This window comes from Streptomyces sp. NRRL F-525 (assembly GCF_000716605.1).
GTDB lineage: Bacteria > Actinomycetota > Actinomycetes > Streptomycetales > Streptomycetaceae > Streptomyces.
The window spans coordinates 76,813-101,204 of record NZ_JNXE01000011.1 but is presented as its reverse complement, the minus strand read 5'-3'; the positions used below and the strand labels follow the sequence as shown (position 1 = coordinate 101,204).

The 24,392-nt window shown below is 69.8% G+C and carries 17 protein-coding genes and 1 pseudogene; 10 read left to right on the top strand and 8 right to left on the bottom strand.

Going from position 1 to position 24,392, the window contains the following annotated elements:
- Nucleotides 1-7: 7 nt before the first annotated feature.
- From OO69_RS17950 to OO69_RS17925, 6 genes are all read left to right on the top strand, one after another.
- Nucleotides 8-1,540, top strand: a complete 1,533-nt coding sequence (locus tag OO69_RS17950) for a beta-N-acetylhexosaminidase (protein WP_033281678.1) — start codon at nucleotides 8-10, stop codon at nucleotides 1,538-1,540.
- Between the two features lie 90 nt (nucleotides 1,541-1,630).
- Nucleotides 1,631-3,082, top strand: coding sequence for a cellulose binding domain-containing protein (locus OO69_RS17945; RefSeq protein ID WP_033281677.1), 1,452 nt, complete (start codon nucleotides 1,631-1,633; stop codon nucleotides 3,080-3,082).
- Nucleotides 3,083-3,158: 76 nt separating this feature from the next.
- The gene (locus OO69_RS17940) at nucleotides 3,159-3,824 is read left to right on the top strand and encodes a response regulator transcription factor (RefSeq protein WP_033281676.1); all 666 of its coding nucleotides are present in this window, start codon (nucleotides 3,159-3,161) and stop codon (nucleotides 3,822-3,824) included.
- Entirely contained in the window at nucleotides 3,821-5,107 is a 1,287-nt protein-coding gene (locus OO69_RS17935) for a sensor histidine kinase (protein ID WP_234444465.1), read from the top strand. The genes OO69_RS17940 and OO69_RS17935 overlap by 4 nt, the downstream gene beginning before the upstream one ends.
- Nucleotides 5,104-7,032 (top strand): glycoside hydrolase family 9 protein, encoded by a 1,929-nt coding sequence (locus OO69_RS17930; protein ID WP_051801084.1) that lies wholly within the window; start codon nucleotides 5,104-5,106, stop codon nucleotides 7,030-7,032. Before OO69_RS17935 ends, OO69_RS17930 begins: the two co-directional genes overlap by 4 nt.
- 64 nt (nucleotides 7,033-7,096) lie before the next feature.
- A complete protein-coding gene (locus tag OO69_RS17925) occupies nucleotides 7,097-7,432 on the top strand; it encodes a hypothetical protein (protein WP_033281787.1) in 336 nt (111 codons plus the stop codon).
- A gap of 54 nt (nucleotides 7,433-7,486) precedes the next feature.
- Here the strand turns inward: OO69_RS17925 and OO69_RS17920 are convergent, their stop codons facing one another.
- Nucleotides 7,487-10,306, bottom strand: coding sequence for an MGH1-like glycoside hydrolase domain-containing protein (locus tag OO69_RS17920; protein WP_033281675.1), 2,820 nt, complete (start codon nucleotides 10,304-10,306; stop codon nucleotides 7,487-7,489).
- A gap of 402 nt (nucleotides 10,307-10,708) precedes the next feature.
- On the opposite strand from OO69_RS17920, the gene OO69_RS17915 reads away from it, so the two are divergent.
- Nucleotides 10,709-12,574 (top strand): glycoside hydrolase family 76 protein, encoded by a 1,866-nt coding sequence (locus OO69_RS17915; protein WP_051801083.1) that lies wholly within the window; start codon nucleotides 10,709-10,711, stop codon nucleotides 12,572-12,574.
- A 110-nt stretch (nucleotides 12,575-12,684) separates the two neighbouring features.
- A pseudogene (locus OO69_RS53725) lies at nucleotides 12,685-13,362 on the top strand (Atu4866 domain-containing protein); the annotation flags it as partial.
- A 171-nt stretch (nucleotides 13,363-13,533) separates the two neighbouring features.
- On the opposite strand, the gene OO69_RS17910 reads toward OO69_RS53725, so the two are convergent.
- The 5 genes from OO69_RS17910 to OO69_RS17890 form a co-directional block, all read right to left on the bottom strand.
- Nucleotides 13,534-14,529: an N-acetylglucosamine kinase gene (locus OO69_RS17910; RefSeq protein ID WP_033281785.1), complete on the bottom strand. Its 996-nt coding sequence runs from the start codon at nucleotides 14,527-14,529 to the stop codon at nucleotides 13,534-13,536.
- Nucleotides 14,529-15,776 carry a 6-phospho-beta-glucosidase gene (locus OO69_RS17905; RefSeq protein WP_033281674.1) on the bottom strand — a complete coding sequence of 416 codons (1,248 nt, stop codon included), beginning with the start codon at nucleotides 15,774-15,776 and terminating at the stop codon, nucleotides 14,529-14,531. The genes OO69_RS17910 and OO69_RS17905 overlap by 1 nt, the downstream gene beginning before the upstream one ends.
- Nucleotides 15,773-16,675: a carbohydrate ABC transporter permease gene (locus OO69_RS17900; protein WP_033281673.1), complete on the bottom strand. Its 903-nt coding sequence runs from the start codon at nucleotides 16,673-16,675 to the stop codon at nucleotides 15,773-15,775. The genes OO69_RS17905 and OO69_RS17900 overlap by 4 nt, the downstream gene beginning before the upstream one ends.
- 111 nt (nucleotides 16,676-16,786) lie before the next feature.
- Nucleotides 16,787-17,755, bottom strand: a complete 969-nt coding sequence (locus tag OO69_RS17895; protein WP_033281672.1) for a carbohydrate ABC transporter permease — start codon at nucleotides 17,753-17,755, stop codon at nucleotides 16,787-16,789.
- 5 nt (nucleotides 17,756-17,760) lie between these two features.
- Entirely contained in the window at nucleotides 17,761-19,107 is a 1,347-nt protein-coding gene (locus tag OO69_RS17890) for an ABC transporter substrate-binding protein (RefSeq protein WP_033281671.1), read from the bottom strand.
- A gap of 134 nt (nucleotides 19,108-19,241) precedes the next feature.
- On the opposite strand from OO69_RS17890, the gene OO69_RS17885 reads away from it, so the two are divergent.
- Nucleotides 19,242-20,072: a GntR family transcriptional regulator gene (locus OO69_RS17885; RefSeq protein WP_033281670.1), complete on the top strand. Its 831-nt coding sequence runs from the start codon at nucleotides 19,242-19,244 to the stop codon at nucleotides 20,070-20,072.
- A 107-nt stretch (nucleotides 20,073-20,179) separates the two neighbouring features.
- Nucleotides 20,180-21,274, top strand: coding sequence for a glycosyl hydrolase family 18 protein (locus OO69_RS17880; protein ID WP_033281669.1), 1,095 nt, complete (start codon nucleotides 20,180-20,182; stop codon nucleotides 21,272-21,274).
- Nucleotides 21,275-21,329: 55 nt separating this feature from the next.
- Here OO69_RS17880 and OO69_RS17875 read toward each other — a convergent pair whose 3' ends face one another.
- Nucleotides 21,330-22,721 (bottom strand): amidohydrolase family protein, encoded by a 1,392-nt coding sequence (locus OO69_RS17875; RefSeq protein WP_033281668.1) that lies wholly within the window; start codon nucleotides 22,719-22,721, stop codon nucleotides 21,330-21,332.
- A 122-nt stretch (nucleotides 22,722-22,843) separates the two neighbouring features.
- Nucleotides 22,844-24,391: a Na+/H+ antiporter gene (locus OO69_RS17870; RefSeq protein WP_033281667.1), complete on the bottom strand. Its 1,548-nt coding sequence runs from the start codon at nucleotides 24,389-24,391 to the stop codon at nucleotides 22,844-22,846.
- Nucleotide 24,392 lies beyond the last annotated feature (1 nt).

Below are 24,392 nucleotides of genomic sequence, written 5' to 3'. Positions count from 1 at the left end.
GCGCCCCATGCCCGCACAGCGTTCCGTGCTCTCCCTCGTCCCCAGACCCACCAAGTCCGCCGTACGGCCGGGGCAGTTCACCCTCGACGCCGACACCGCCCTGCACATCGGCGCGGGCGCCGAACCGGCCGCGGACCTGCTGCGCACCCTGCTCGCCCCGGCCACCGGCCTGCCGCTACGGCCGTCCCCGGACGGGCAGTTCACCCTGACACTCGATCCCGGCCTGGCCGGTCTCGGCGAGGAGGGCTACGGCCTCACCGTCGCCCCGCACGCCGTACTGCTGCGCGCCGCGCACCTCACCGGGCTGCTGCGCGGTATCCAGACGATCCGCCAACTCCTGCCCCCGCAGGCCCTGTCGGAGACTCCGCAGCCCGACACCCGGTGGGTGCTGCCCTGCGTCGAGATCACCGACCTCCCCCGTCATCCCTGGCGCGGCGCGATGCTGGACGTGGCCCGGCACTTCCAGCCCGTCTCCTGTCTGCGCCGGTACGTCGACCTGTTGGCGCTGCACAAGATCGGCGTGTTCCATCTGCACCTCACGGACGACCAGGGCTGGCGCATGCCGGTGTCCGCCTACCCGAAGCTCACGGAGATCGGCGGTCACCGCGCCGAGTCCCAAGTGGGCCCCGCCGGAAGCGACTTGTACGACGGCGTCCCGCACGGCGGCTCGTACACCCGGGCCGAACTCGCCGGCCTGGTGAGCTACGCGGCAGCCCGCGGGGTCACCGTCATGCCGGAGATAGAGATGCCCGGGCATGTACGAGCCGCCCTCGCCGCGTATCCCGAACTGGGCAACAACCCCGAGCGCACCCTCGACGTCTGGACCCGCTGGGGCGTGTGCGACACCGTCCTCGGGGTCCACGACGAGGTCCTCGACTTCTGCCGTACGGTCCTCGACGAGGTCATGGACGTCTTCCCCTCGCCCTACATCCATGTCGGCGGCGAGGAGTGCCCCACCGCCGAGTGGACGCACAGTGCCGCCGCCCGCGAACGGGCCCTGGCGCAGGGCCTGTCGAGCCCGGCGGCACTGCACGGCTGGTTCCTCGGGCGGATCGGCGACTTCCTCGTACGGCACGGGCGGCGTCCGGTCGGCTGGGCCGAGACGGGGGCCGAACTGCCCCTGGAATTCGCGGTGATGACGTGGCGCGACTCGGCGCACACCCTGGCGGCGGCGCGCCGCGGCCACCCCGTCATCAGTGCCTATCACCGGGCGACCTATCTCGACTACGCCCAGTCCGAGGACCCGGGCGAACTCCCGGCCCAGCCCGGCGGCATCGTCGATCTGCGCGCCGTCCACTCCCACGACCCCGTGCCCGAGGACGCCGAACGGAGCGCGGCCGAGCGGGTGTTGGGCACCCAGGCGCAGTTGTGGACCGAGTTCGTCAGGACGCCCGAGCGCGTCGAGTACCTCACCTACCCCCGCCTGTGCGCCCTGGCCGATCGCGCCTGGAGCGGCGCCACCGACTGGGCGGACTTCCGGTCCCGGCTCGACGACCACAAGGCCCGCCTCGACGCGCTCGGCGTCCGGTACCACCCCTGAGCCATCCCCCCTCCCCGTACCGCCCCCTCTCAAGTACCGCCGCTCACCTGTCCGTTCCGGAATCACCCCACCTTTCTGGAGAGGCACGACATGAGACTCGACAAGAGGTTCGACACCAGGTTCGCGAAGAACAGACTCCGCGCCGCCGCGTCCGCCGCCGTCGCGGTGGCCATGGGCGCCGCCGCGCTCACCGCCATGCCGTCCACCGCAAGCGCGGCGGGCGACGGGCTGAGCGTGCAGTACCGCACCAGCGCCACGGGAGCCACCGCCGACCAGTCCGAGCCCTGGTTCAAGGTGCGGAACACGGGCTCCAGCACAGTGCAGTTGGCGAGCGTCAAGCTCCGCTACTACTTCAAGGCGGACTCGGCTGGCGCGAGTTACCGCTTCGCGTGTTCCTGGGCCGTCAAGGGCTGCGCCAACGTCACGGGCACCTTCGGCACGCTCGCCAACCCGACGGCCACGGCGGACCGTTACCTGGAGATCGGCTTCACCTCCGGCGCGGGCACCCTAGCGCCCGGGGCCGACACCAGTGACATGCAGCTGCGCTTCTACCAGTCGACGTGGCAGACGCTGACCCAGAGCGACGACTACTCCTTCGGTGCCGCGCAGACGTCGTACGCCGACTGGTCAAAGGTGACCGCGCAGTTGGCCGGCACCACGCTCTGGGGCACGGCCCCCGCCGGGAACGACCCGACGAACCCGCCCACCGACCCGCCGACCGATCCCCCGGCCACCGGCGCCACGCTGTTCGACGACTTCAACTACAGCGCCTACAACGACCCGAAGATCTCCTCGCACGGCTGGAGCGTGCGCTCCAGCTCCGGCGGTCCCGGTGTCTCCGGTGCCACCTGGGCGCCCGAGAACGTCACGTTCGCCAGCACGAGCGGCAACTCCGTGATGAACCTGGAGACGTCGACGTCCGGCACCGGCGAGAGCACCAAGCAGACCGAAGTCGTCACCAACACAAGGAAGTTCAAGAACGGCACCTACGCGGCGCGGGTCAAGTTCAACGACGCGCCCAGGTCGGGACCTGACGGCGACCACCTCGTGCAGACGTTCTTCACCATCAACGACCTCACGGCCCCGCTGGCGGACGACTACTCCGAGTACGACTTCGAGTACCTCCCCAACGGCGGCTGGGGCGAGACCTCCAACATCCTCTACACGACGTCCTGGGAGACCTACCAGGCCGACCCGTGGATCGCGGTCAACCAGCACACCGAGGGCCGGCAGAGCTACAACGGCTGGCACGACCTGGTGCTGACCATCGACAACAGCAGCATCAAGTACTACATCGACGGCCAGCTCTTCGGCACCCACGACGCCGCGTACCTGCCGGAGCGGCCGATGTCGATCAACTTCAACCAGTGGCTGATCGACTTCGGCGGCCTGACCAGTTCCACCCCGCGCTCCTACGACGAACAGGTCGACTACGTCCTGCACGTCAAGGACCAGGTCCTCACGCCGGCGCAGGTGGCCGCCAAGGTCGCGGCGTACCGCGGCGCGGGCACCACGTTCGAGGACACCGTGCCCAGCAGTTGATCACTCAGGGCGGCGGGCCGCGCACTCGGCGTACGGCATCCGGGAGCGCGGCCCGACGTCGCCTAAGCTCCGGCCCATGCGCGTAATGGTCTTGGAGGACGACCCCGAGCTGGGGCCCGTCGTCGCTGCTCGACTGCGTGACGCGGGGTTCGCGGTGGACCTCGCGCGCACGCTCGCCGAGGCGGATCTCAAGCTCTCCGTCAATCGCTACGACTGTGTCGTGGCCGACCGCTCGGTCCCGGACGGCGACTCCCTCACCCTGCTCGCCGCACATCGCCGGGCGGGATCTGTGCTGCCCTTCCTGCTCCTGACCGCGCTGGACGCGGTCAGCGACCGCGTCGCCGGCTTCGAGCACGGGGCGGACGACTACCTGGTAAAGCCATTCGCCTTCGCCGAACTGGTCGTACGGGTAAGGGCGTTGTGCCGCAGGGAGCAGCCCGCGCGACCGTCCGTCCTGCGCACGGGCGACCTCGAACTCGACCTGCCGCGACGCCGGGTGACCCGGGCCGGGGTCCTGCTCAGCCTCTCCGCCAAGGAGTTCGCGGTCCTCGAACTGCTGATGCTGCGCGCGGGCGAAGTGGTCACCCGCAGCGAGCTGATCGAGAGCTGCTGGGACGAGGCGAGCGAGCCGATGTCGAACGTGGTGGACGTCCTGATCGGCCAGTTGCGCAGACGCCTCGGCCCGCCCGACCCGATCGGGACCGTGCGGGGAGTCGGCTACCGGCTGGGCGGCGAGGCATGAACCGCCGCGACACCTCACCCGCCGTGGCCCGGCTCCGGCGCACCCGCCGCCTGATGACCCTCCTCTTCGCCTCGACGACCGCGGCCTATCTCGTCGTCCTCGCCGTGGTCGCGATCCGTATCGACTCCGCGTCCCGCCGCTCCGGCCTCGACCACGAGGTCGGCAGCCGCGCGGCGGGGCTGTCCCGGGCGGTCTGGTTCGACGCGGGCGTCCTGCACCTGGAGCCGCTGCGCGAGGACGAACTCGCCCAGGGCGCCCAGGTGTTGGCGGTTCTCCAGGCGGCGCCGGGGAAGACGCCGACCGTACGCAACGTCGTACCCGGACGGTCGTCACTGCCCGACACGGACGAGCTGGACGAGGTCTGGCACCGCGTCCTGGACGAACAGGGAACGGTCCAAGTCAGCGCCTCCGCCACCAAGGGCGGGCGGCTGCGGTGGGCGGCGGCGCCGGTCTGGGACGACGACCGGATCGGGGCGGCCGTACTCGTCGGCACCGAACTGGCGCGCAGCGAACACGACCACGACCTCCTCGTGCGCTGGCTGGCCCTCGGGTGCACGGCGCTGGTCTGCTGCGCGGCGGCCGTGGGGCATCTGCTGTCCGGGCGGGCCATGCGGCCCGCGCTGCGGGGGCTGGGGCAGCAGGAGCAGTTCCTGGCCGAGGCGGCGCACGAGTTGCGGACACCGCTGGCGACGCTGCGGCTCGTGGTGGAGCGGAACGGGCCGTCCGACGAGGCGCTACGGCTCGTGGACCGATTGAGCAGGCTGGTCACCGGGCTGCTCGCCAGGGCGCGGCTGGAGTCGGGGGCGCAGCGGGTCGAGTTGGTGCCGTTGCGGCTCGACCAGTTGGTGGAGACCACGGTCGAGGAGCTGCCGGACCACGAGAGCGTGACGGTGACGGCCGAGCCGGTGGTGGTGCGCGGCGATCCGGACCTGCTGGCGCAGGCGGTGCGGAACCTGGTGGAGAACGCGCAGCGGCACGGTGGCCCGGCCGGTTCGCCGGTGGAGGTCGGCGTCACGCCGGGGCTGGTCACGGTCCGCGACCACGGGGACGGCGTACCGCTCGCTGACCGGGAACGCGTGTTCGCACGCGGGGTCACCGGGACCGGTCCAGGCACGGGCGCGGGCCTCGCCATCGTCCGCTGGGTCGCCGGTCTGCACCACGGCACCGCCCGCCTCACGGACGCCCCCGGCGGCGGCCTGCTCGCCGAACTCCGCCTCCCGACGGACGCATCCCCGGCGTCCTCATCCTCATCTCATGAAGGTCCCGGCACCGTGGGCGCATGAACGCATTGCGCAGCCCAGCCCTGCTGGTCACCACCACCGCCGTGACCATCGGCGCCGTCCTCGTCGGCCTCAATGTCTACGGCGAGGCCGCCACCCCGTCCGCCCCGAACGTGGCCGTCCGCGTCGACCAGGTCGGCTATGTGCGCGGCGAGACGAAACAGGCGTACGTGATGGGACCCACGAAGGCGCTCGCGGGGACGCGCTTCAAGGTCGTGGACGCGAAGGGCAAGGTGGTCACGGCGGGCCGGCTCGGTGCCGTCACCGGTCACTGGAACGCCAAGTTCCCGTCCGTGCGGACCGTCGACCTCTCCGCGCTGGACAAGCCCGGCACGTACCGCATCGTCCTGTCCGGCACCGCGGCCGGCCGCTCCCCCGCCTTCCGGATCGCCGACGCGAGCGATCTGATGACCCCGTTGGTCCGGGACAACGTCCGCTTCCTGCAGGCGCAGCGCGACGGGGCCGACGTGGTGTCCGGCGGCGGTCTGACCCACGGCCCGTCCCATCTCGCCGACGAGGACGCGACCGTCTACGCCGACCCGCACTACGACGAGGCGGGCGAGGAACTCCTCGACGAGGGGCTGACCCCGACCGGCGCGAAGGCCGAAGTCTCGGGCGGCTGGTTCGACGCGGGCGACTTCCTCAAGTTCACCGGCACCACCTCCTACTCCACCGCCGAACTCCTGCTCGCCGAACGGGACTTGCCGGACATGGACTCGCTGTCCGCCGAGGCCGAGCACGGCCTCGAGTGGGTGGACAAGATGTGGGACGGGGACAGCGAGACGCTCTACGCCCAGGTCGGCATCGGCGCGGGCAACGACGCCGTACGGACGGATCACGACGTGTGGCGGCTGCCGGAGGCCGACGACCGGCTCGATGTGGAGCCCGGTGACCCGGACTACACGATCAAGCACCGGCCGGTGTTCCGCGCCAACAAGCCGGGCGAGCCGATCACTCCGAGCCTGGCCGGGCGGGTGGCCGCGGTGTTCGCCCTCGCCGCGCAGCGCACGGCCGACAGCGACCCGGACCAGGCGCGGGAGTGGCTGGACAAGGCCGCCGCCGTCTACGACCTGGCCGACACCGACCACGACCCCGACAAGCCGCTCGTCACGGCCTTCCCGAGCGCCTTCTACCCCGAGGACTCCTGGCAGGACGACATGGAGTTCGCCGGTGCCGAACTGGCCCTGGCCGCACGGGACTTGAGTGACGACCGGGAGGCCGACTGGACCGGCGAGGCGGCCCACTGGGCCAAGGCCTACCTGGACTCCGACGTCAAGGGCACCCTCAATGTCGCGGACGTCAGCGCGTTGGCCCACGTCGACCTGGCCACCGCTCTGGACGGCGCCCGCAGCAACGGAGTTGGGGCCGATGACCTGAACAAGGATCTGCGGCGCCAGCTGGAGGACGGGGTCGATCACGCGGACCACGATCCGTTCAGGGCCGGTGCGGTCTACGACGACTTCGACGCCGTACCGCACACGTTCGGGCTGGTGGCCACCGCCCGTCTCTACGCCAAGGCCACCGGGGACACCCGCTACGACGCGTTCGCCGGCCGGCAGCGGGGCTGGGCCCTCGGCGCCAATCCGTGGGGCACCAGCTTCATGATCGGTGCGGGTGAGGTCTACCCGCACTGCCCGGAACACCAGTTGGCCAACCTCCGCGGCAGCCTCGACGGCAAGGGCGCGATCCTGCGGGGCGCGGTGGTCAACGGCCCCAACGCGGCTGACAAACTGGCCGAGTTGAACGGCTTCCCCACCATGAAGAAGTGCACCGCCGCCCCGCCGTCGGGAGCCTGGACCGACTTCGACGGCAAGGGTTCGCGGTACGTGGACGACGTGGGCGCCTGGCAGACGGTGGAGCCCTCGCTGGACTTCACCACGACGGCCCTGCTGGCCTTCGTGCTGACCGCGGAGGACGACGACCGGTGACCGAGCCTCTGAGCCTCCTCAAGTCGCTTGGCGCACGGGGGACATGACGTTCACGCTGAGCCCCATGACAGGAATCACGGGACTGAGCAAGAAGAACACCTTCGTGTTGACCGTCCGGGACTCGGACGTGGTCGCGGCGGCTCTGCGCGAGGCTTTGGCCGGGGCGTCCCCCGAGGAGCGCCCCGGCCTGGAACGCGCCGCCGCTCTCGTCGAGTCCACCGCGGCCGCCAACGAGAGCCTGCTGCAGGCCCGTTGGGTCAGGTCCCGACTGGCCGCCGTCGGATTCACCGGGGACATCGCCTCGGTCACGGCGGTGCGGGCACTGCGTCAGGCGGAACCGAAGCTGAGCCTGTTGGCCGCGGTGCACCTGCAGAAGGAGGCAGTGGCCCATCCGGAGTGATCCGGCAGCCCCCGGCACGCGGGGAGTTGGAGGCTGCCGGATGTGTGGGGCCGCTCAGGACGTGAGGTAGCAGGACTTGCTCACGTTGGGCAGCGGGTCGGTGCCGAAGGCGGCCGTCGTGCAGGCGGCGGAGCCGGTGAATGCCTTGTAGAGGAAGCGGCCCCGGGCGCCGTAGGCGACGGTCTGCTGTCCACTGAAGGAACAAGTGCCGCCCTCCGCCGAGCAGTTGGTGGCGTAGCCGACCGGGCCGCCGGTCGCGGTGTAACACGCCTTCGACTCACCGGAGATGGGATCGCCGAACGTGGCGTCGGTGCACGCGGTGTCGCCGGTGGCGGTGGCCGTGGCGAACGCTCCGTAGGCGCCGTACATCACCGGCTGGCCTGCCACTGCGGCACAAGTCCCGTTCTGGTCGGCGCACTTGGTCCAGCCACCGGCCGGTGCTCCCGCGGGCGGCAGGTAACAGGACTTGGCCACACCGTCGATGGGATCGCCGAAGTGGGCATTGGTGCAGGCGACGGAGCCGTTGGTGACCTGGTGAACGAAGTTGCCGTTGGCGCCGTAGGCCACGTCACGGTTGTAACCGGGCACGGCGCACGTCCCGTTCTCGGCCGCGCAGGCGGTGTACCCGGGCGGGCCGCCAACGTCCGCGACGTAGCAGGACTTGACGAGGTTGGCCGCCGGGTCGCCGCCGAAGGAGTCGTTCGAGCAGGCGGTGCTGCTGGTCACGGTCTTGTAGGTGTACGTCCCGGCGCCGTAGGCCACCGAGCGCGTGCCGCTGAAGGAGCAGGTGCCGCCCTCGCCTGCGCACCGGGTGTACCTGGCGCGCAGGGCGCCGGTGCCGGGCTGGGTGGGCGCCGACGGGTTGCCGAGGCCGGTGGCGGAAACGGTGTAGCTGCCCGGGGCGACGCCGGTGAGGTAGACGTAGGTGTCGTCCTGGCTGCCGCCGGTGATGCCGGAGGTGGGCGTGAAGGTTCCGTTCTTCCATACGACGGTGCCGTTCACGGTAACGGTGATGTCGCCGCCCAACTTCGGTACGCCGATACGGCCGTTGCTGCCGGACGGGCTGGAGAGGGTGGCCGAATAGGTACCGGCCGACGGGTCGCGGGACCAGGACGCGTTGATGGCACCCTGGGGCATCGTGATGCGGCCCTGGGCGCTGGTCAGGTCACCGGGGTGCGGGACGAAGCGGTAGGCGCCGGTCGCCGACTCGGGCGCGGTGCCGAGCACGTCGAAGGTGAGCGTGGAGGTGGGCGCGGTGGACCAGCCGTGCGCGAGGCTCATGAACGAACCGCCGTACGCCAGACCGCCGTCGGACTGGATGCCCTCCCAGAACGTGCTCTTGGTGCCGATGTCGCTGTCGAGCATGTGGCCCCAGGTGCGACGGATCTGGTCGAGCGCGGTGAAGTCGTCGTTGGCGGTGAAGCGGGCGTTCAGCTCCATGCCGCCGGCGAACGGCGAGACGTTGCCGCCCCATTCGGGCGTGGTCGGACCGTAGATGCCCCAGTTCTTGCCGAGCCCGGTGATGATGCTCTTCGACTTGGCGGTGGAGTCGCTCAACCCGTACCAGACGGCGAGGGAGTTGCCGTCCTGCGGGTACAGCCCGCTGCTCGGGTTGTCCTTGTACATGCCCTTGGAGGCGTCCCAGAGAAGGGAGTTGGCAGCAGTCTTGATCGCGGCGGCCTTGCTGTTCCAGCTCGCGGCGAGCGCGCTGTCGCCCTCGACCGTGGCGAGGGTGGCGCCGCCCTTGAGGGCGCCGTACAGCAGCGCGTTGGCGGAGATGTTCTCACCGCCCTGGCCGACCCGGGCCCAGTCCTGGGTGCGGGTCACGTTGAGGAGGTTGTTGCCGTCGATCTTGTTGGTGATGAAGGCCATCCCCCGTTTGTAGTTGGACCATTCGGAGTCCAGCCACGACCGGTCGGCGGTGTACGTGTAGTACGTGGCCGTCCCCAGCAGGGTCCACGTGTGGTAGGTGTCCGAGCCGGTGAGGTTGAACGGCGGCCCGGACCAAGGGATTTCACCCGCAGACGACTGCGCGTTGTACATCGTGGTGAGCGCGTTGCGGGTCGAGGTGAGGTCGTTGGAGTACGCGTACTGCGTGGGGACGGCGATGCCCATGTCACCGGGCCACACCGTACGGTCGCGCTTCGCGCCGTCGACCAGCACGGAGTCGCCCACGCCGACGGTGGCGCTGTTGTCCCAGGCCGAGGAGGGCGGGGGCCAGGCTCGACCCTGGTTGGAGGCGATGGTGTTCAACTGCACGGTGTAGGCACCGGCGTACCAGATGCGGTTGAGCAACTCGTCGCTGGAGGTGAAGTAATTGGCGTAGTCCGCCGGGTTCGCCTTCCCCGGTGCCGCGGTGAAGTTGAGGCTGACGCCCTTGAGGTCCACCCAGCCCGAGCTGTCGAGGAAGACCGTCAAATAACGGAACCCGCCCCGGAGTTGAGCAGTCGGCACGGTGTACGTGCCGTTGGCGGAGGGCGTGGCGTAAAGGGCGCCGTCCTCGCCGTCGCGGCCACTGCTGCGGTCGCTGTTGTTGCCCACGTACAGGGACGACTCGCTGAAGGCCAGGCCGACGCGTTGGCCGCTGGAACTGGTGCTGCCGAATGACAACGTTACCAATCCGCCGACCTCTTTCCCGAAGTCGAGCGTGACGGCCGACTGCGAGCCGGAGATCCGGGTCGCCTGTCCGTTGAGGACGTTCGTCGGGTTCGCGACGCTGCCGGACGTGCGGTAGACGGCGGTCGGCTTGAGGGTGCGGGAGGTCGGCGAGTAGTTCACCGCGTCAAGCGCCGCCTTGGGGGCGGCCGTCGGGGCCACCTCCGCGGCCCCTGCCGACAGCGCGGGAGCCACGGCCAGCGCGGCGGCCACCACCATAGTGAGCCCAACTAGGCGCCCTGGACTGGGCTTTCTGTTCAGCGGTGGCCGGCGGCGGCGCATGAGTACCTCCCGAATCGATGGGGAACCAGCTGCTCAACTCGTTGACCAGTTGCTTGAATCGATTCAAATCGATCGACCGTGGGGGCCTGGAAGCAAAGCGACAGCAGGTGTGCGAGATGACTCGCCGAAGTTCGCACCGATGATGGGCGCCCGAAAAGCGAGTGTCAAGCCATCGCGACAGCCTTCAACTCGCGCGAAACAAGCACTCCTTACGGCATTGACAGGGCCACGCCGAGCCGGTTCACTGCCTCGAAGACGGATACAGGTATGGACCATTGATCCAGTACTGAATCCATTCACGACCGGCGTCCCCCATCGTGAAATCGAGGCGAGTTTCCGGTGTCCCTACATCATTTCGACATCGTTGTCAGACCACGGTTCCTCAGCTTTCTGCTGACGGCCGCCCTCGCGTTCGTGGCGCTCGTCCCGGTCGCGTCGCCGGCGTCCGCCGCCACCCAGGTGTGCGTCCTGGCCTGCGACACGCTCGACCCGTCGCAGGCGAAGCAGGAAACGTTTCCAGTGCCGGACAAGACCCTCAACGGACGGGTCGTCCGGCTCCATGTGTCCGACGCGGACGACATGGCGTGGGCCAGCATCGACAACGGCACGAGCGGCGACGCGGTGTGGTTGGACCGGTCCTGGGACGGCGGCGCCACCTGGGACGGCCTGCTCGGCAAGGCGAGCATCCCGAGCACCTGGACCGGTACAAGGACGCTGATGTACAACATCACCGACCCGCGCAACCACAAGCGCGGCCTCGTCCGCGCCTGCGGCGACGCGGCCGGCGTCGGCTGCACGAACTGGGTCTACCCCACGGTCTGCGACACCGTCTGCGACGGCACGAGCGCGGCCCAGGCGGCGGGCGACGACCAGCCGGTCCCCTCGACCACCCTGTACGGCCGCACCATTCGCCTGCACGTGGACCAGAAGAACTCCATGGCCTGGGGCAGCATCGACACCGGTGACGCCGGTGACGAGATCTGGTTGGACCGTTCCTGGGACGGCGGCTCGACCTGGCCGGACGGTTCCTCCCTCGGCCGCACGAGCACCCCGTCCGGAGCGACCACGACCCGCACCGCGATGTACGCCGCCCGCGATGTACGCGGTCTCCTCTACGGCGGCGCGGTCCGCGCCTGCGGCCGGGAGGCGAGCCACAACGAGGGCAGCTGCACGGCGTGGTACCGGCCGGTTCCGACTCGGGCGCGCGCGGCGGCGGACGCGCTGATGACGTCGTACGACCCCTACAACGGCTGGTGGCCCAGCAGTTGGTGGAACTCGGCGGCCACCCTCACCTCCGTCATCGACTTCGCGAAGACGACCGGCACGCACGACTACGACTGGATCATCGCCCGCACCTTCGACCAGAACAAGGGTGTCTTCCCGGCCGGGACGCGGAGTTCGGACGCGATCGAGGGCGACTTCATCAGCCGGTCCATCGACGACTCCGGGTGGTGGGCTATCGCGTGGATCGACGCGTACGACTACACGCACGACGCGCGCTACCTCAACGAGGCCGTCACCATCGCCAATTACATCCAGCAGTACTGGGACACCAGCACCTGCGGCGGCGGTGTGTGGTGGGACCGTGAGCGGACCTACAAGAACGCGGTGACGAACGGGCAGTACCTGTGGCTGACCACCGCGCTGCACCAGCGCATCGCCGGTGACACGGTCTGGCTCCAGCGGGCGAAGACGTCGGCCGCCTGGTACAAGGCCAGCGGGATGATCAACTCCGCGGGTCTGGTGAACGACGGGCTCTCCTCGTCCTGCGCCAACAACGGTTCCACCGTGTGGAGTTACAACCAGGGCCTGGCCATCGGCGCCTTCACGGAACTGTGGAAGACGACGGGCGACAGCTCGATGCTGGCCACGGCGCGGACGCTGGCGGACGCGGCGATCAGCAACTCGCAGCTCACGGTGGGCGGAGTGCTGACCGAGTCCTGCGATGTCGGCTCGGCGTCCTGCGACGACAACCAGAAGCAGTTCAAGGGCATCTTCATGCGGAACTTCGCCGACCTGGCGAAGGCGACCGGTTCCACGACCTACCGGGCCTACATCCAGAAGCAGGCCGACACCCTGTGGGCGTTGGACCGGTCCACGCTCAACGCCCTCGGTGAACGCTGGGCGGGCACCAGCCCGAACCAGACCGACTGGCGTACGCAGGCCAGCGCGCTCGGTGCGCTGACGGCGGCCGCGGGGAGCTGAGCGCAGGGTGGGTGTCCGACACCTGGGTGAAGGGCAGCCTGGTTGCGTTCCTCGGACGCGGCCAGGCTGACCGTGCAGCACCACCTGGAGACCCACCCGAGGAGCGGACGATGAGCGTCACCCACACGGAAACCGGCACGGAAGCAGGCACGGAAACCGTGACCTGGAACAGCAAGGCCTTCGACGAGATCGCCGCGAACGACACGGGCCGTCCCGTCCTGTTCACCAATGCCCGGGTCCTGACGATGGACCCGTTGATCGGCACCATGACCGGCGCCGATGTCCTGCTCGTCGGCGCCCTGTTGGTGGGCGTCGGCCCGGGCATCATCACGGCGGCGGGCGACGACAACGCCATCGTCGTCGACTGCACGGGCATGGCGGTGGTCCCGGCGGTGATGGACACGATCGCGCTCGTCGGCGGCCGCGGCCAACGCGCGGAGTACGCGGGGACGTTGACACCGGGGAACACGGGCGACCTGCTCGTCGTACCCGACGCGCTCGCCCCGGACGTGGCGAGCGCGGTGGCCACGTTGCTGACCCGCCGGGAGGAGGTCCGCGCCCTGGTGGCGGCGGGCAAGCCGGTCCTCTGGTCCGGTACGGACGCTCCTGGCCGCGCGACCGCGCCCGAGGCGGGCATCCCGGCCGCCCAGGACCTGACCGGCAGCCCGCGCGTCGGCGTCTGGATCGACGAAAACGACTTCCTGCACCAGGAGTTGACCCCCGACGGCCGCTACGACGAGACCCGCGGCGGCCGGCCGCACGCCTATGAGGGCCGCTACTGGATCGACGGCGACCGCATCGACTACCTGGACGACCTCGGGTTCTGGGCGTTCGGCGAGTTCCGGGCGAGGAGCTGCATCACGCGGGGTATGCGATGCGGCTTGGGGGGCGGCCGTAGTGCGGGAGGGATGGACCCGGCGCCTCACACCCCCGCACACCGCCCGCCCGGCCGTACCGGATCAGGAACCGCCGCTGCCCCCGAACTCCGCCCGCAGCCGCGCCTCAGCCCCAGGCGCGGGTCCCGGGTGCAAGTCCAACGCCGCCAACGCCGCCCCGAGCAAAGGGGGTTGCGTGCACACCACCGGGCGGACGGTCGGGACCGCTTCTCTGAGGCGGTGTTCGACGTCGTCGAGGAGGGCCTTGTGGCCGGCAGCCAACACGCTTCCGCCCAGGACGACTTCGGGGTCGGGGGTGGTGGCGAGTTGGAGGCGGCACAGGACGGTGAGGGCCATCCTCGCGATCTCCGCGCCGAGGCGTTCGACCAGTTCGGTCGCGATCTCGTCGCCCTCGTCGCGGGCCGCGAACACCGCCGGGCAGAGTTCGCTGAGGCGGAGGGAGGGGAGGTCGCCGCTGTGCAGGGCGGCGGTGACGTCGGCGACCGTCGCGAGGCCGAAGTGGTCAAGTACCGCTGTGCGCAGGGCTGTTCGAGGGCCGCGGCCGTCCTCGGCCCGTGCCGCGTGCCACAGGGCCGACGTGCCTACGTCGATGCCGCCGCCCCAGTCGCCCGAGATCCCGCCCAGCGCGGCGAAACCGGTGGTGCGGCCGTCGGGGGCCACGCCGACGCAGTTGATACCGGTGCCGCAGACCACGCCGACGCCCCAGGGACGGCTGGCGCCGGCGCGCAGGACGGCGTAGGAGTCGTTGTCGACGCGCTGGGTGACCGCCCAGCGGCGGGCGCCGACGGCCTCGCGCAACGCCTTGATCTCGTACGGCAGATCGGCCCCGGCGAGGAAGGCCGTGATGCCGTCCACCTCGGTGTCGGCCGCCACCCCCGCCGACTCCATCGCCTCGGCGCGCAGGGCCGCGAGGACGTCCATCGCCGCGTCGACGCCCACCGCCTGCGGGCGGAAGCCGCCACCCCTCGCGCGGCCGAGAATCGTGCCGTCCGTCCCCAACACGGCAACGTCCGTCTTGGAGTTGCCGCCGTCGACGGCAAGCAGCAGGCCCGTATTCATCAGGCCCACCACAGGTGTTCGCGGTTGGCGGCGACGAGCTTCGCCGCCAACTCCTCGGCCATCTTGACCTGTCCGACGAGGGGATGCGCCAGCAGCGCCGTCGAGACCCGGTCGACCCCGCCGTGCAGGGCTGCCTCCAGAGCCAGTTCCTCGTACGCCGTCACATGCGCGATGAGTCCGGCGAACAACGGCTCTACGGCCGTGACGGGCAAGGGAGTTGCTCCCTGCGCGTCGATGCGCGACGGGACCTCGATGACGGCGTCGTCGGGGAGGAAGGGCAGGGTGCCGTTGTTGCGGACGTTGGCGACGCGAACGTCACCCGTGTCCGCGGTGAGGGCGTGCACCAGCTGGACGGCCGCCTCGGAGTAGTAGGCGCCGCCGCGCTTGTCCAGCAGGGCGGGCTTCTCCGTCAGGGCCGGGTCGGCGTACATCTTGAGCAAGTCGCCCTCCATTTCCGCCACTTGCTGGGCGCGGGAGGGTTCGCTCAGTTGCTCGCGCAGGACCTCGTCGTGGGCGTAGTAGTAACGCAGGTAGTACGACGGCACCACGCCCAACCTGCGGACCACGTCCAGCGGCATGCGCAGCCGGTCGGCGAGCGCCTGGCCGTGTTCGTCGAAGATGCGCGGGAGGACGTCGACGCCGTCGAGCCGCACCGCCCGTTCCCAGGTGAGGTGGTTGAGGCCGACGTGGTCCAGGGCGACGCGCTCGTGGTCGACGCCGAGCCAGTCGGCGAAGGTGCGCTGGAAGCCGATGGCGACGTTGCAGAGGCCAACTGCCTTGTGTCCGGCGTCCAGTAGGGCGCGGGTGACGATGCCGACCGGGTTGGTGAAGTCGACGATCCAGGCGTTCGGGGCGCGCTTGGCGACCCGTTCGGCGAGGTCGAGGACGACCGGGACGGTGCGCAGCGCCTTGGCCAACCCGCCCGCGCCGGTGGTCTCTTGGCCGATGCAGCCGCACTCGTGCGGGAAGGTCTCGTCCACGTGCCGGGCTGCCTGGCCGCCGATGCGGAGCTGGAAGAGGACGGCGTCGGTGCCGTCGATGCCGGCGTCCGGGTCGGCGGTGGTGGTGATTTTCGCGGGGCTGCCCTGGCGGGCCAGGATGCGGCGCGCGAACGGGGCGATGACGTCGAGCCGGTCCGGGTCGGGGTCGACCAGGGCGATCTCGGTGACGGGCAGGCCCAACCGGGCGAATCCGTCGATGAGTTCGGGGGTGTACGTGGATCCGCCGCCGACAACGGTGATCTTCAACCTTTGACTCCTGTCAGTGTGACGCCCTCGATGAAGGCCTTTTGCGCGAAGAAGAAGACGATGATCACCGGCGCCATCGCGATGAGGGTGGCCGCCATGGTGAGGTTCCACTGCACCGCATGGGAGGTCTTGAAGGTCGCCAGGCCCAGGGCCAGGGTCCAGTGGGCGGGCGTCTCGCCGGTGTAGATGAGCGGGCCGTAGTAGTCGTTCCAGGCGTTGAAGAAGGCGAAGAGGCCGACCGCGACGAGCGCGGGGCGCATCATCGGCAGCACCACCCGGGTGAGGACGCGGAGTTCGCCGCAGCCGTCGATGCGGGCCGCGTTGAGATAGTCCTCGGGGACGGTCAGCAGGAACTGGCGGAGCAGGAACACCGAGAACGCGTCGCCGAAGAGGGACGGGAGCACCAACGGCCAGATGGTGCCGGTGAGATGGAGCCGGGCCCACAGCAAGTACATCGGAATGACGAGGACTTGGGGCGGCAGCATCATCATGGTGATGACGCAGAGGAACGCCGTGTTGCGGCCCTTGAAGCGGAACCGGGCCAGCGCGTACGCGATCGGCACGCTGGACAGCAGCGTGGTCGCGGTGGCGGCGACGGCGTAGATCACCGTGTTGGTGAGCCAGGTGCCGATCGGCGCGGTGCTGAAGACCGTGCGGTAGTTGGACCACTGCCAGTGGTGGGGCCACAGGCTGGTGGTGAGGGACTGGCCGTCGGTCATGAGCGAGGTCAGGAAGATAAACACGATCGGGCCGATGAAGGCGCAGGCCAGGCCGACGGCGATGGCGTGTTCGGCGATCCAGATCAGGGTCCTGCGGCGGCCGGCCCGGCCACGCGCGGCCCGGTGCGGCGAGGCGGCACGGGTCTGCCGGGCTGGTGCCGGGGCGTAGGTCGTCGTCATCGTGGCGCCTCCTCGGTGGCCAAGTCCCGTGCGGGCATGGCGACTTGCCGATGGGCGAAGCGGTACGTCATCGCGGCGGCTCCTTGATGCGGAGGATCTCGGCGTCGTACGTCATCGCGGTGACTCCTCGATGTCGAAGCCGGAGGCGCGGCGGAGCAGGACGACGGTGAAGGCCATCGCCACCACGAAGAGCACCACGGCCAGCGCGCAGGCGTAGCCCGCGTGGAACTGGTTGAAGCCGGCGATGTAGAGCTGCTGGGGGAAGGTGAGGGTGGAGCCGTCCGGATAGCCGGGCGCGGCCTGGATGTTGCCGTTGGCGACCTGCGAGGCGACCATCGCCTGGGTGAAGTACTGGAGTCCGGCGATGACCCCGGTGACGGTCGCGAACAGCACGACCGGCGAGATCGTCGGCAGCGTGACGTAGCGGAAGCGGTGCCAGGGGCCGGCGCCGTCCAGCTCGGCGGCTTCGTAGAGTTCGGCGGGTACTTCGAGCAGGGCCGCCAGGAAGATGACCATCATCGTGCCGCTGCCCCACAGGGCGAGCAGGGTCAGGGCGGGTTTGGACCAGTCCGGCGAGTTGAACCAGAGCGGGCCGTGGATGCCGAGCAGGCCCAGAATCCGGTTCACCGGGCCGGAGTTGGGGTTGAACATGCAGACGAAGGCGACGGTCGCGGCGACGGGCGGGGCGAGCGCGGGCAGATAGAACAGGGTGCGGAACAGGCTCGCCCCGGCCTTGAGCCGGGCGGTGACCATGGCCACGCCGAGGGCGAAGAGCACCTGTGCCGGGACCATGATGACCACGAGCCAGGCGGTGTTGCGGACGGCGTGCCAGATCAGCGGGTCGCCGTCCAGCAGATAGCGGTAGTTGCGCAGCCCCACGAACTGGGCCTGGGAGATCATGTTCGAGTTGGTGAAGGACAGCCAGACCGTCATCACCAAGGGGTAGATGAGGAAGACGGCGAAGCCGACCAGGCCGGGGGCCAGGAAGAGCAGCACGCGCAGCCGGTTGCGGCGCATCCGTGCTTTCAACGGGGCTGCGATGACCGGGAGTTGAGCGATCTGGTGGGTGGTGGTGGCCATGACGGTCACTGCCCCAGCTTGAGCGCGGCGTTGTTCTGCTTGTCGACGGCGGTCAGGCCTGCTTTCAGGTCGGGTACGCCGCCGCTCTGCCACTTCTCCACGAAGTGACCGAAGTTGGTGAGGTAGGCGCCGCCGTCGCCGCTCGCCGGAGTGGTCGTGGTGAGCGGGTTCTTGTAGACCTCAAGGAACGGCGCGAAGTTGGGGTCCTTGGAGAGGCCGAGCGAGGGCGAGTCGAGCGCCGCCGTGGTGGTGGGGACGTTGCCGATCGCGTCGGCGAGCGAGGTCAGCGCGTCGGTGTCGGTGGTGAGGAACTTGATCAACTTCCAGGCGGCGCCCGGGTGTTTGGCGCCGCGCGGCATGCCGATCACGTTGCCGCCGACGTAACCGGCGCCGTACAGCTCGGACTTGCCGTCGGCGGCGGGTACGGCGGCGGTGCCGTACTCGATGTTCGCCTTGTCGTTCTTGATGAACGCGTTGCGCCACTCGCCGTCGATCATCATGGCCAACTTGCCGGTCTCGAAGGCGTTCTGGGCGGAGAACTCGTCGCCCATGCCCGCCTTGAAGGTGACCAGCTTCTTCGCGCCGAACCAGTCGACGAGGCCCTTCTGCCAGGTCAGCGCCTGCGCGAAGGCGGGGTCGGCGCCGACGTTGGACTGGCCGTCGGCGGTGAGCCACTTGCCGCCCCAGCTGGGGACGAGGTGCTCGGTGAGCATCTCGTAGGCGCCGAGGTAGGGCATGAACCCGGCGGTCTTGATCGAGCCGTCGGCGTTGAAGGTGGTCAACTTCTTGGCGTCCGCCGTCAGTTCGGACATCGTCTTGGGCGGGGACGTTATCCCGGCCTTCGCGAACAGCTTCTTGTTGTAGTACAGGCCGAAGGTGTCGGCGAGCCACGGCATCGTGCAGCGCTTGCCGTCGAAGGCGGTGTACGACTGGACGGCCTTCGGGATCTGGCCCATGTCGACGTGGTCGGCCTTGATGTCCGGGGTGAGGTCTTGGAACGCTCCACTGGAACACCAGCCGCCGACGTTCGCGGCGTTGAACGAGGAGGCCACGTCGGGCGCGGTGCCGCCGCGGATGGCCTGGTTGACCTTGTCGTCGGTCTGCGCGGCGACGGCCTTGACGGTGATGTACGGGTACTTCTTGTGGAACTTGGCCAGCACCGCGTTGACCGAGGCGATCTCGTGCGGGGAACTTAGACCGTGCCAAAAGGTGATCGTGACCGGGGTGGTGTCGTCGGCGCCGGTGTCCGCCTTCGACGTGGCGCCGCCGGTGGTGCATGCTGCGGCCAGCAGCGCCGTTACCGCGAGCAGCGACGCGGCGACGGTACGGCGGGCGGTACGGGACTCGGACATGGAACCTCCGGCAACTTTGCTTACCACTTATTGACCAGTGGGCACATGCTGGGGCACCATTTGGGCACTGTCAAGCAAGCATTTCGGAAGTGGACCGCAAGAAAAATGACCACTGGTGTGGAAAGTTGGTAGGAATGGTCAGCGGTGAGAGCCGTTGGGAGAAGCGGGAACGCATCCGCACCCACCTCCTCGACCTGGTCGAGGAGACCGGCCCCGGACGTCCTCTCCCGGGCGAGCGGCAGTTGTGCGAGGAACTCGGGGTCTCCCGCCCCACCCTGCGCGCGGTGGTCGACGACTTCGTCCGTGACGGTCTGCTGGTGCGGGAGCACGGGCGCGGTGTCTTCGTCGCCCGCGCCAAGGTCGCCCAGCACCTCAGCGGCAGCGCCCCCGGACAGGCACCGGGCCTGGGCGTCGGCGGCGTCGACGGCACGTGGGCGAGCCGCACCCTGGACTTCAAGACCGTCGCCGCGGGACCCCGGATCGGCCGCCGGCTGGGCATCGCGCCCAGCGAGCAGATCCTGCGGATCACCCGGCTGCGTACGGTCGACGGCGACCCGATGTGTGTGGAGACCCTGCACGTGCCGCACGCGCTGGTCCCCGGACTGACCGCCCGCGACCTGGAGACCGACTCCTTCTACCGCATGCTCGGGCAGCGGTACGAGATCCTGCTGACGGACGCCGCGCAGAGCATCGAACCGACCGTGGTCGACGAGTGGGAGGCCGAAGTCCTCGGCGTCTCCGTGCACACCCCCGCCCTGCTCTTCGAACGGGCGGCACGGGACGCGGAGGGCCGGGTCGTCGAGTTCACCCGCTCCGTCTACCGAGGCGACCGCTACCGGATCTTCACCAGGCTGTCGCTGGCCGCCCGGCCCGACGGCGGACGCGTCGTCGACGGCTCCTGGTCGGCGGCCACCACCGTCCCCGGCGCCGACACCCTGGTCTTCGACCCCTACTGGACCAACTAGCCACCCTCACCCACCAGTTCACCGCGCCGGCCCACCGGCCGACGCGGCGATCCCGCACGCCCTCCGCACCCGAAAGAGATGCTCCTCCCCACCAGAAAGGACCGCTCATGTTCCGTCACGCACTCACCGTGACCGGCGTCGTGGCCTCCACGGTCACCACGCTGCTCGCCTGTACGGCCTCGGTCCCGGCCGACACCACCGCCCACCGCTCCACCACCGCCGCCTCCGCCACCTCGGGCGTCCAGCTCCAGACCTGGCTCTACCCCGGGTCGACCGGCGACTCCACCTGCACCGCCAAGAGCGAGTACGCCGACAACAGGGTCAAGAGCGGCGCCCTCAACCCCGAGTACTGGTCGGTCCAGAGCAACGGCTCGGTGAAACTGGAGACCACCGCCGACGGCAGCTGCAACACCTACAGCGCGGCCAACGTCGCCGACCTCAAGGCGCACTCCACGTACCAGTACCCGACCCTCTCAGGTATGACCACCGCCGACGTCCACGCCCTGGTCAGCACCAGCAGCACCCGCACGGCGGCCGTCACCAAGGTCACCTCCCTCGTCAGCGACGCCGGGCTCAGCGGCGTCGACGTCGACCTGGAGGACTACTGGTCCTGGAGCACCGCCGACTTCACCAACTACAAGACGTTCCTCAAGCAGTTGGCCACCGCCCTGCACGCCAAGGGCAAGCGCCTCCAGGTCGACGCACCGGCGATGACCGAGGACGCCTCGTTCTACGACTACGCGGCCGTGGCCGCCACCGGCGCCGACGACGTCGTGATCATGGCGTACGACGAGGAGTTCGACACCGCGTCCGGCGCCCGCTGCCTACCCATCAGCCCCTACGACTGGCTGAAGAAGGTCACCCAGTACGCGCAGAGCAAGATCCCCGACCCGAGCCGCCTGATCATCGGCGTGCCCTCCTACGGCTACAGCGCGCCCGACCCGTGCGACCTCAACTCCGTGACGGGCAACATCCAGTTCAGCGACATGAAGAAGAGCCCCGGCTTCTCCAGCAACCCGGCCACCATAGAGAACCGCCGCGACGCCTCCTCCGGCGAGATCCGCTGGGTCTCCGGCGGTGTCCTCTACGACTACGTCGACAGCGTCGCCATGGACCGCAAGCTCGCCGTCCTCAAGGGCCTCGGCGTCACCAAGGTCTCGGTGTGGTCGCTGGGCGGCGGGAACCCCTGGTTCTCCAACTGACCCAACCGTGCTGATGCGGCGGGCACCCCCAGGGTGTCCGCCGCATCAACTGCCCTTACTTCGCAGGCGTGTTGAGCACGTGGTCGCGGGAGGCGCTCACCTCGGCACGCAGCTCGGGAAGATTGACGTCGAGCACCTGACCGTCCCACTTGCGCGGCTGCCCGTCGACGAACACAGCGGTGATGTTGCGCGCGTCCGATCCCAACACCAGTGTCCCGATCGGGTCGTTGAGCGGCATGTTGTTGAGATCCTCGGCCTGGACGACCAGCAGGTCGGCCTTCTTGCCGACGGTGAGCGAGCCGGTGACCTCGCCGAGTCCGTTGGTCCGGGCACCCTGGAGGGTCGCGAAGTCGAGGACGTCGTACGCGGTGATGCGGGAGGGCTCGCCGCCGGTGCCGTAGGCCGCGTTGACGGCGCGCATCCGCTGGATCGCGAGCAGGGCCCGCATCTGGGTGAACAGGTCGCTGGCGAGGGCGACTTCGACATCGATGCTCAGTCCCGGGCGGATGCCGACAGCGAGGGCCTCGTCCACCGCGGGGATCGCCGTCTCCAGGCCGATCTGCGCGTCCGAGGTGGGCGCGAGGGCCACCGTCGTACCGGACTCCCCCATCGCCTTCCACGCCTCGACGGTCAGACCCGTGGAGTGGATCAGGGTGACGTCGGGGCCGAGGATGCCGTGCTTGGCCCAGGACAGCACCGCCTCCGATCCAGAAGCGCCGAAGACCGCGTCGACGCTGACGCCGATGCCCAAGTCGGCTGCTGCGCGGGCGAGTTCGGGGCCGTAGGCGAGAGCGGGCCCCGCGATCTCGTCGGTGGCGAGGGTCGCCAGGCGGAGGGTGAGGAGTTGGTCGTCGCTGCTGAAGTACTGGTCCTTGAGGCGGTTCAGGTCGGCCGGCCACTGGCGGTCCCAGTCGCCGAAGTGCGGGCCCATGGAGGCGTGGACGCCGCGGATGCCGGTGTCGCGGAGGGCCTCGATCGCCGCGTCGGAGTGCTCGCGGGTACGGGAGTTGTGCGAGAAGTCGAGCATGGTGGTGATGCCGCTGTCGAGCGCGGTGAGCGCCGCGAGTCTGGTGCCGATGTACATGTCCTCGGGCCGGTAGACGGTGGCGTAACCGGCGAGCGTGGCCATCACATAGCCGCCGAGGTCGTCGACGTCGGGCATGATCCGGCGCAACTGGGCTTCCCAGGCGTGCCGGTGGGTGTCGACGAGCCCGGGCGCGAGGATGGTTCCGGAGGCGTCGACGACCACCGCGCCATCCGCCTTGAGGTTCGGCCCGATCGCGGCGACGGTGTCGCCCTCGACGAGCAAGTCGCCCTGCACAGTGCCCAGTTCCGGGTCCATGGTGACGATGGTCGCGCCGGTGAACAGGATGCGTCGGTTCGGGTCGGCGGACTGACGGCGCAGCTGGTCGAGAAGGCTGGCACTGGTGGTGGTGTTGGCGTTCATGAGAGCCCCTTTTCGGATGACTTCGGTGACGTCGGGCGACGTCGGGTGGTGTGTGGTCCAAGATTCGATCCGCGTCCGTACGGCAACCAGGCCGCCGTTTCCCTAGGTGCGCCGCACCTGGCTCAGGGCCGCCCCAGCCGGATCTCCTCCACGTCGAGGACCTCCTGCACGGACCGCAGGACGATGTCGTCGATACGGCCGCTGTCGCGCAGGTCGGCGAGGGCGTCGCGTTTGACCTGGAGCAGGGCGAGTTGGAGGCGCCGTACGCTCTCGCGGCGGTGCGCGGAGCCGGGTGCGGGGGCCGTGCGGTCCTCGATGTCCTGGACCATGCGCGAGGTGTCCTCCTCGGCGACCCCGAACCGCGCCGCCAGCGCAGGCATGGCGTCCAGCGCGGCGCTGCTCAACCGGCAGCGGGCGAGGGTGAGTTCGGCGCTCTTGTCCTCGTCGGCCGGGAAGCGGGCCCGGCGGACCATGGCCGGCAGGGTGGGCCCGAGGAACGTGAGGGTGACGACGATGACGACCGCGGTGATGAACACGACGGCGTCCCGCTGCCCGACGACGCGCCCCTCGGCGGTCGTGGCGGGCACGGTCAGCGCGGCGGCCAGCGAGATCGCGCCGCGCATCCCCGCCCAGGCCAGCGGCAGCCGCTGCGGGGCGGTGATCCGGCGGTCCCGCTGCTGGGGACGCCGGTCCAGGAGCCGTACCAGATAGGGCACCGAGTAGAACCAGAGCAGCCGGGTCCCGAGCACCGCGACACTCACCGCGAGGGCGGCGACCGTCGCCTGCAGGAGGGACACGGACGTCAACGCCCTTACCGCTGACGGGAGTTGGATGCCGACGAGGACGAACAGGGCGCCGTTCAGCAGGTAACTCGCCACCTCCCAGAAGGCGACGGCCTGGATACGGGCCTCCGACCCGATGACCCGCGGCCCGAACCACGCCGACACCAGACCGCAGACGACGACCGCCAACACACCGGACACATGCAGGAGTTCGGCCGGCAGATACGCGAGGAACGGCGTCGCGACGCTCAGCACGCTGTGCAGCAGCGGCTCGGGCAGCCGGCGCCTGACTGGGATGATCAGCAGCGCGACCGCAGCGCCGATCACGATGCCTCCGGCGTAGGACGCGACGAAGGCGACTGCCGTGCCGGACCAGGAGAAGGGGTGTTCGTCGGTGACGACGTCGATGGTCACGGCGAGCAGGACCAGCGCGGTCCCGTCGTTCAGGAGGCTCTCGGTACGCAGCACGGTGAGGATGCGGCGCGGCATGGCCCTGGCGACCGCGGCGACGGCCGCCGCGTCCGTCGGGGCGAGCACGGCACCGAGGACGAACGCGATCGGCCAGCCGTAGCCCAGCGCGTGGGCCACGACAGCGACCGCGACGGCGGTGGCGAGGACCAGCCCGGTGGACTGGAGGGCGATGCTGCGGAAGTTGTTGCGGATCTCCCGCACCGAGGAGGTCAGCGCCTCCCAATACAGCAGCGCGGGCAGGAAGAGGAACAGGACGACGTCCGGGGACAGCGCGAACGACGAGAAGGACGGTGTCAGCCCCACGAGACACCCCGCGGCGAGCAGCAGCAGGGGTTCGCTCAGGCCCGTGCGCCGCGACAGCCAGCCCATGAGCAGGACGGCTGCCGCGACGACGACGATCAGTTCGAGGCTGTCCATG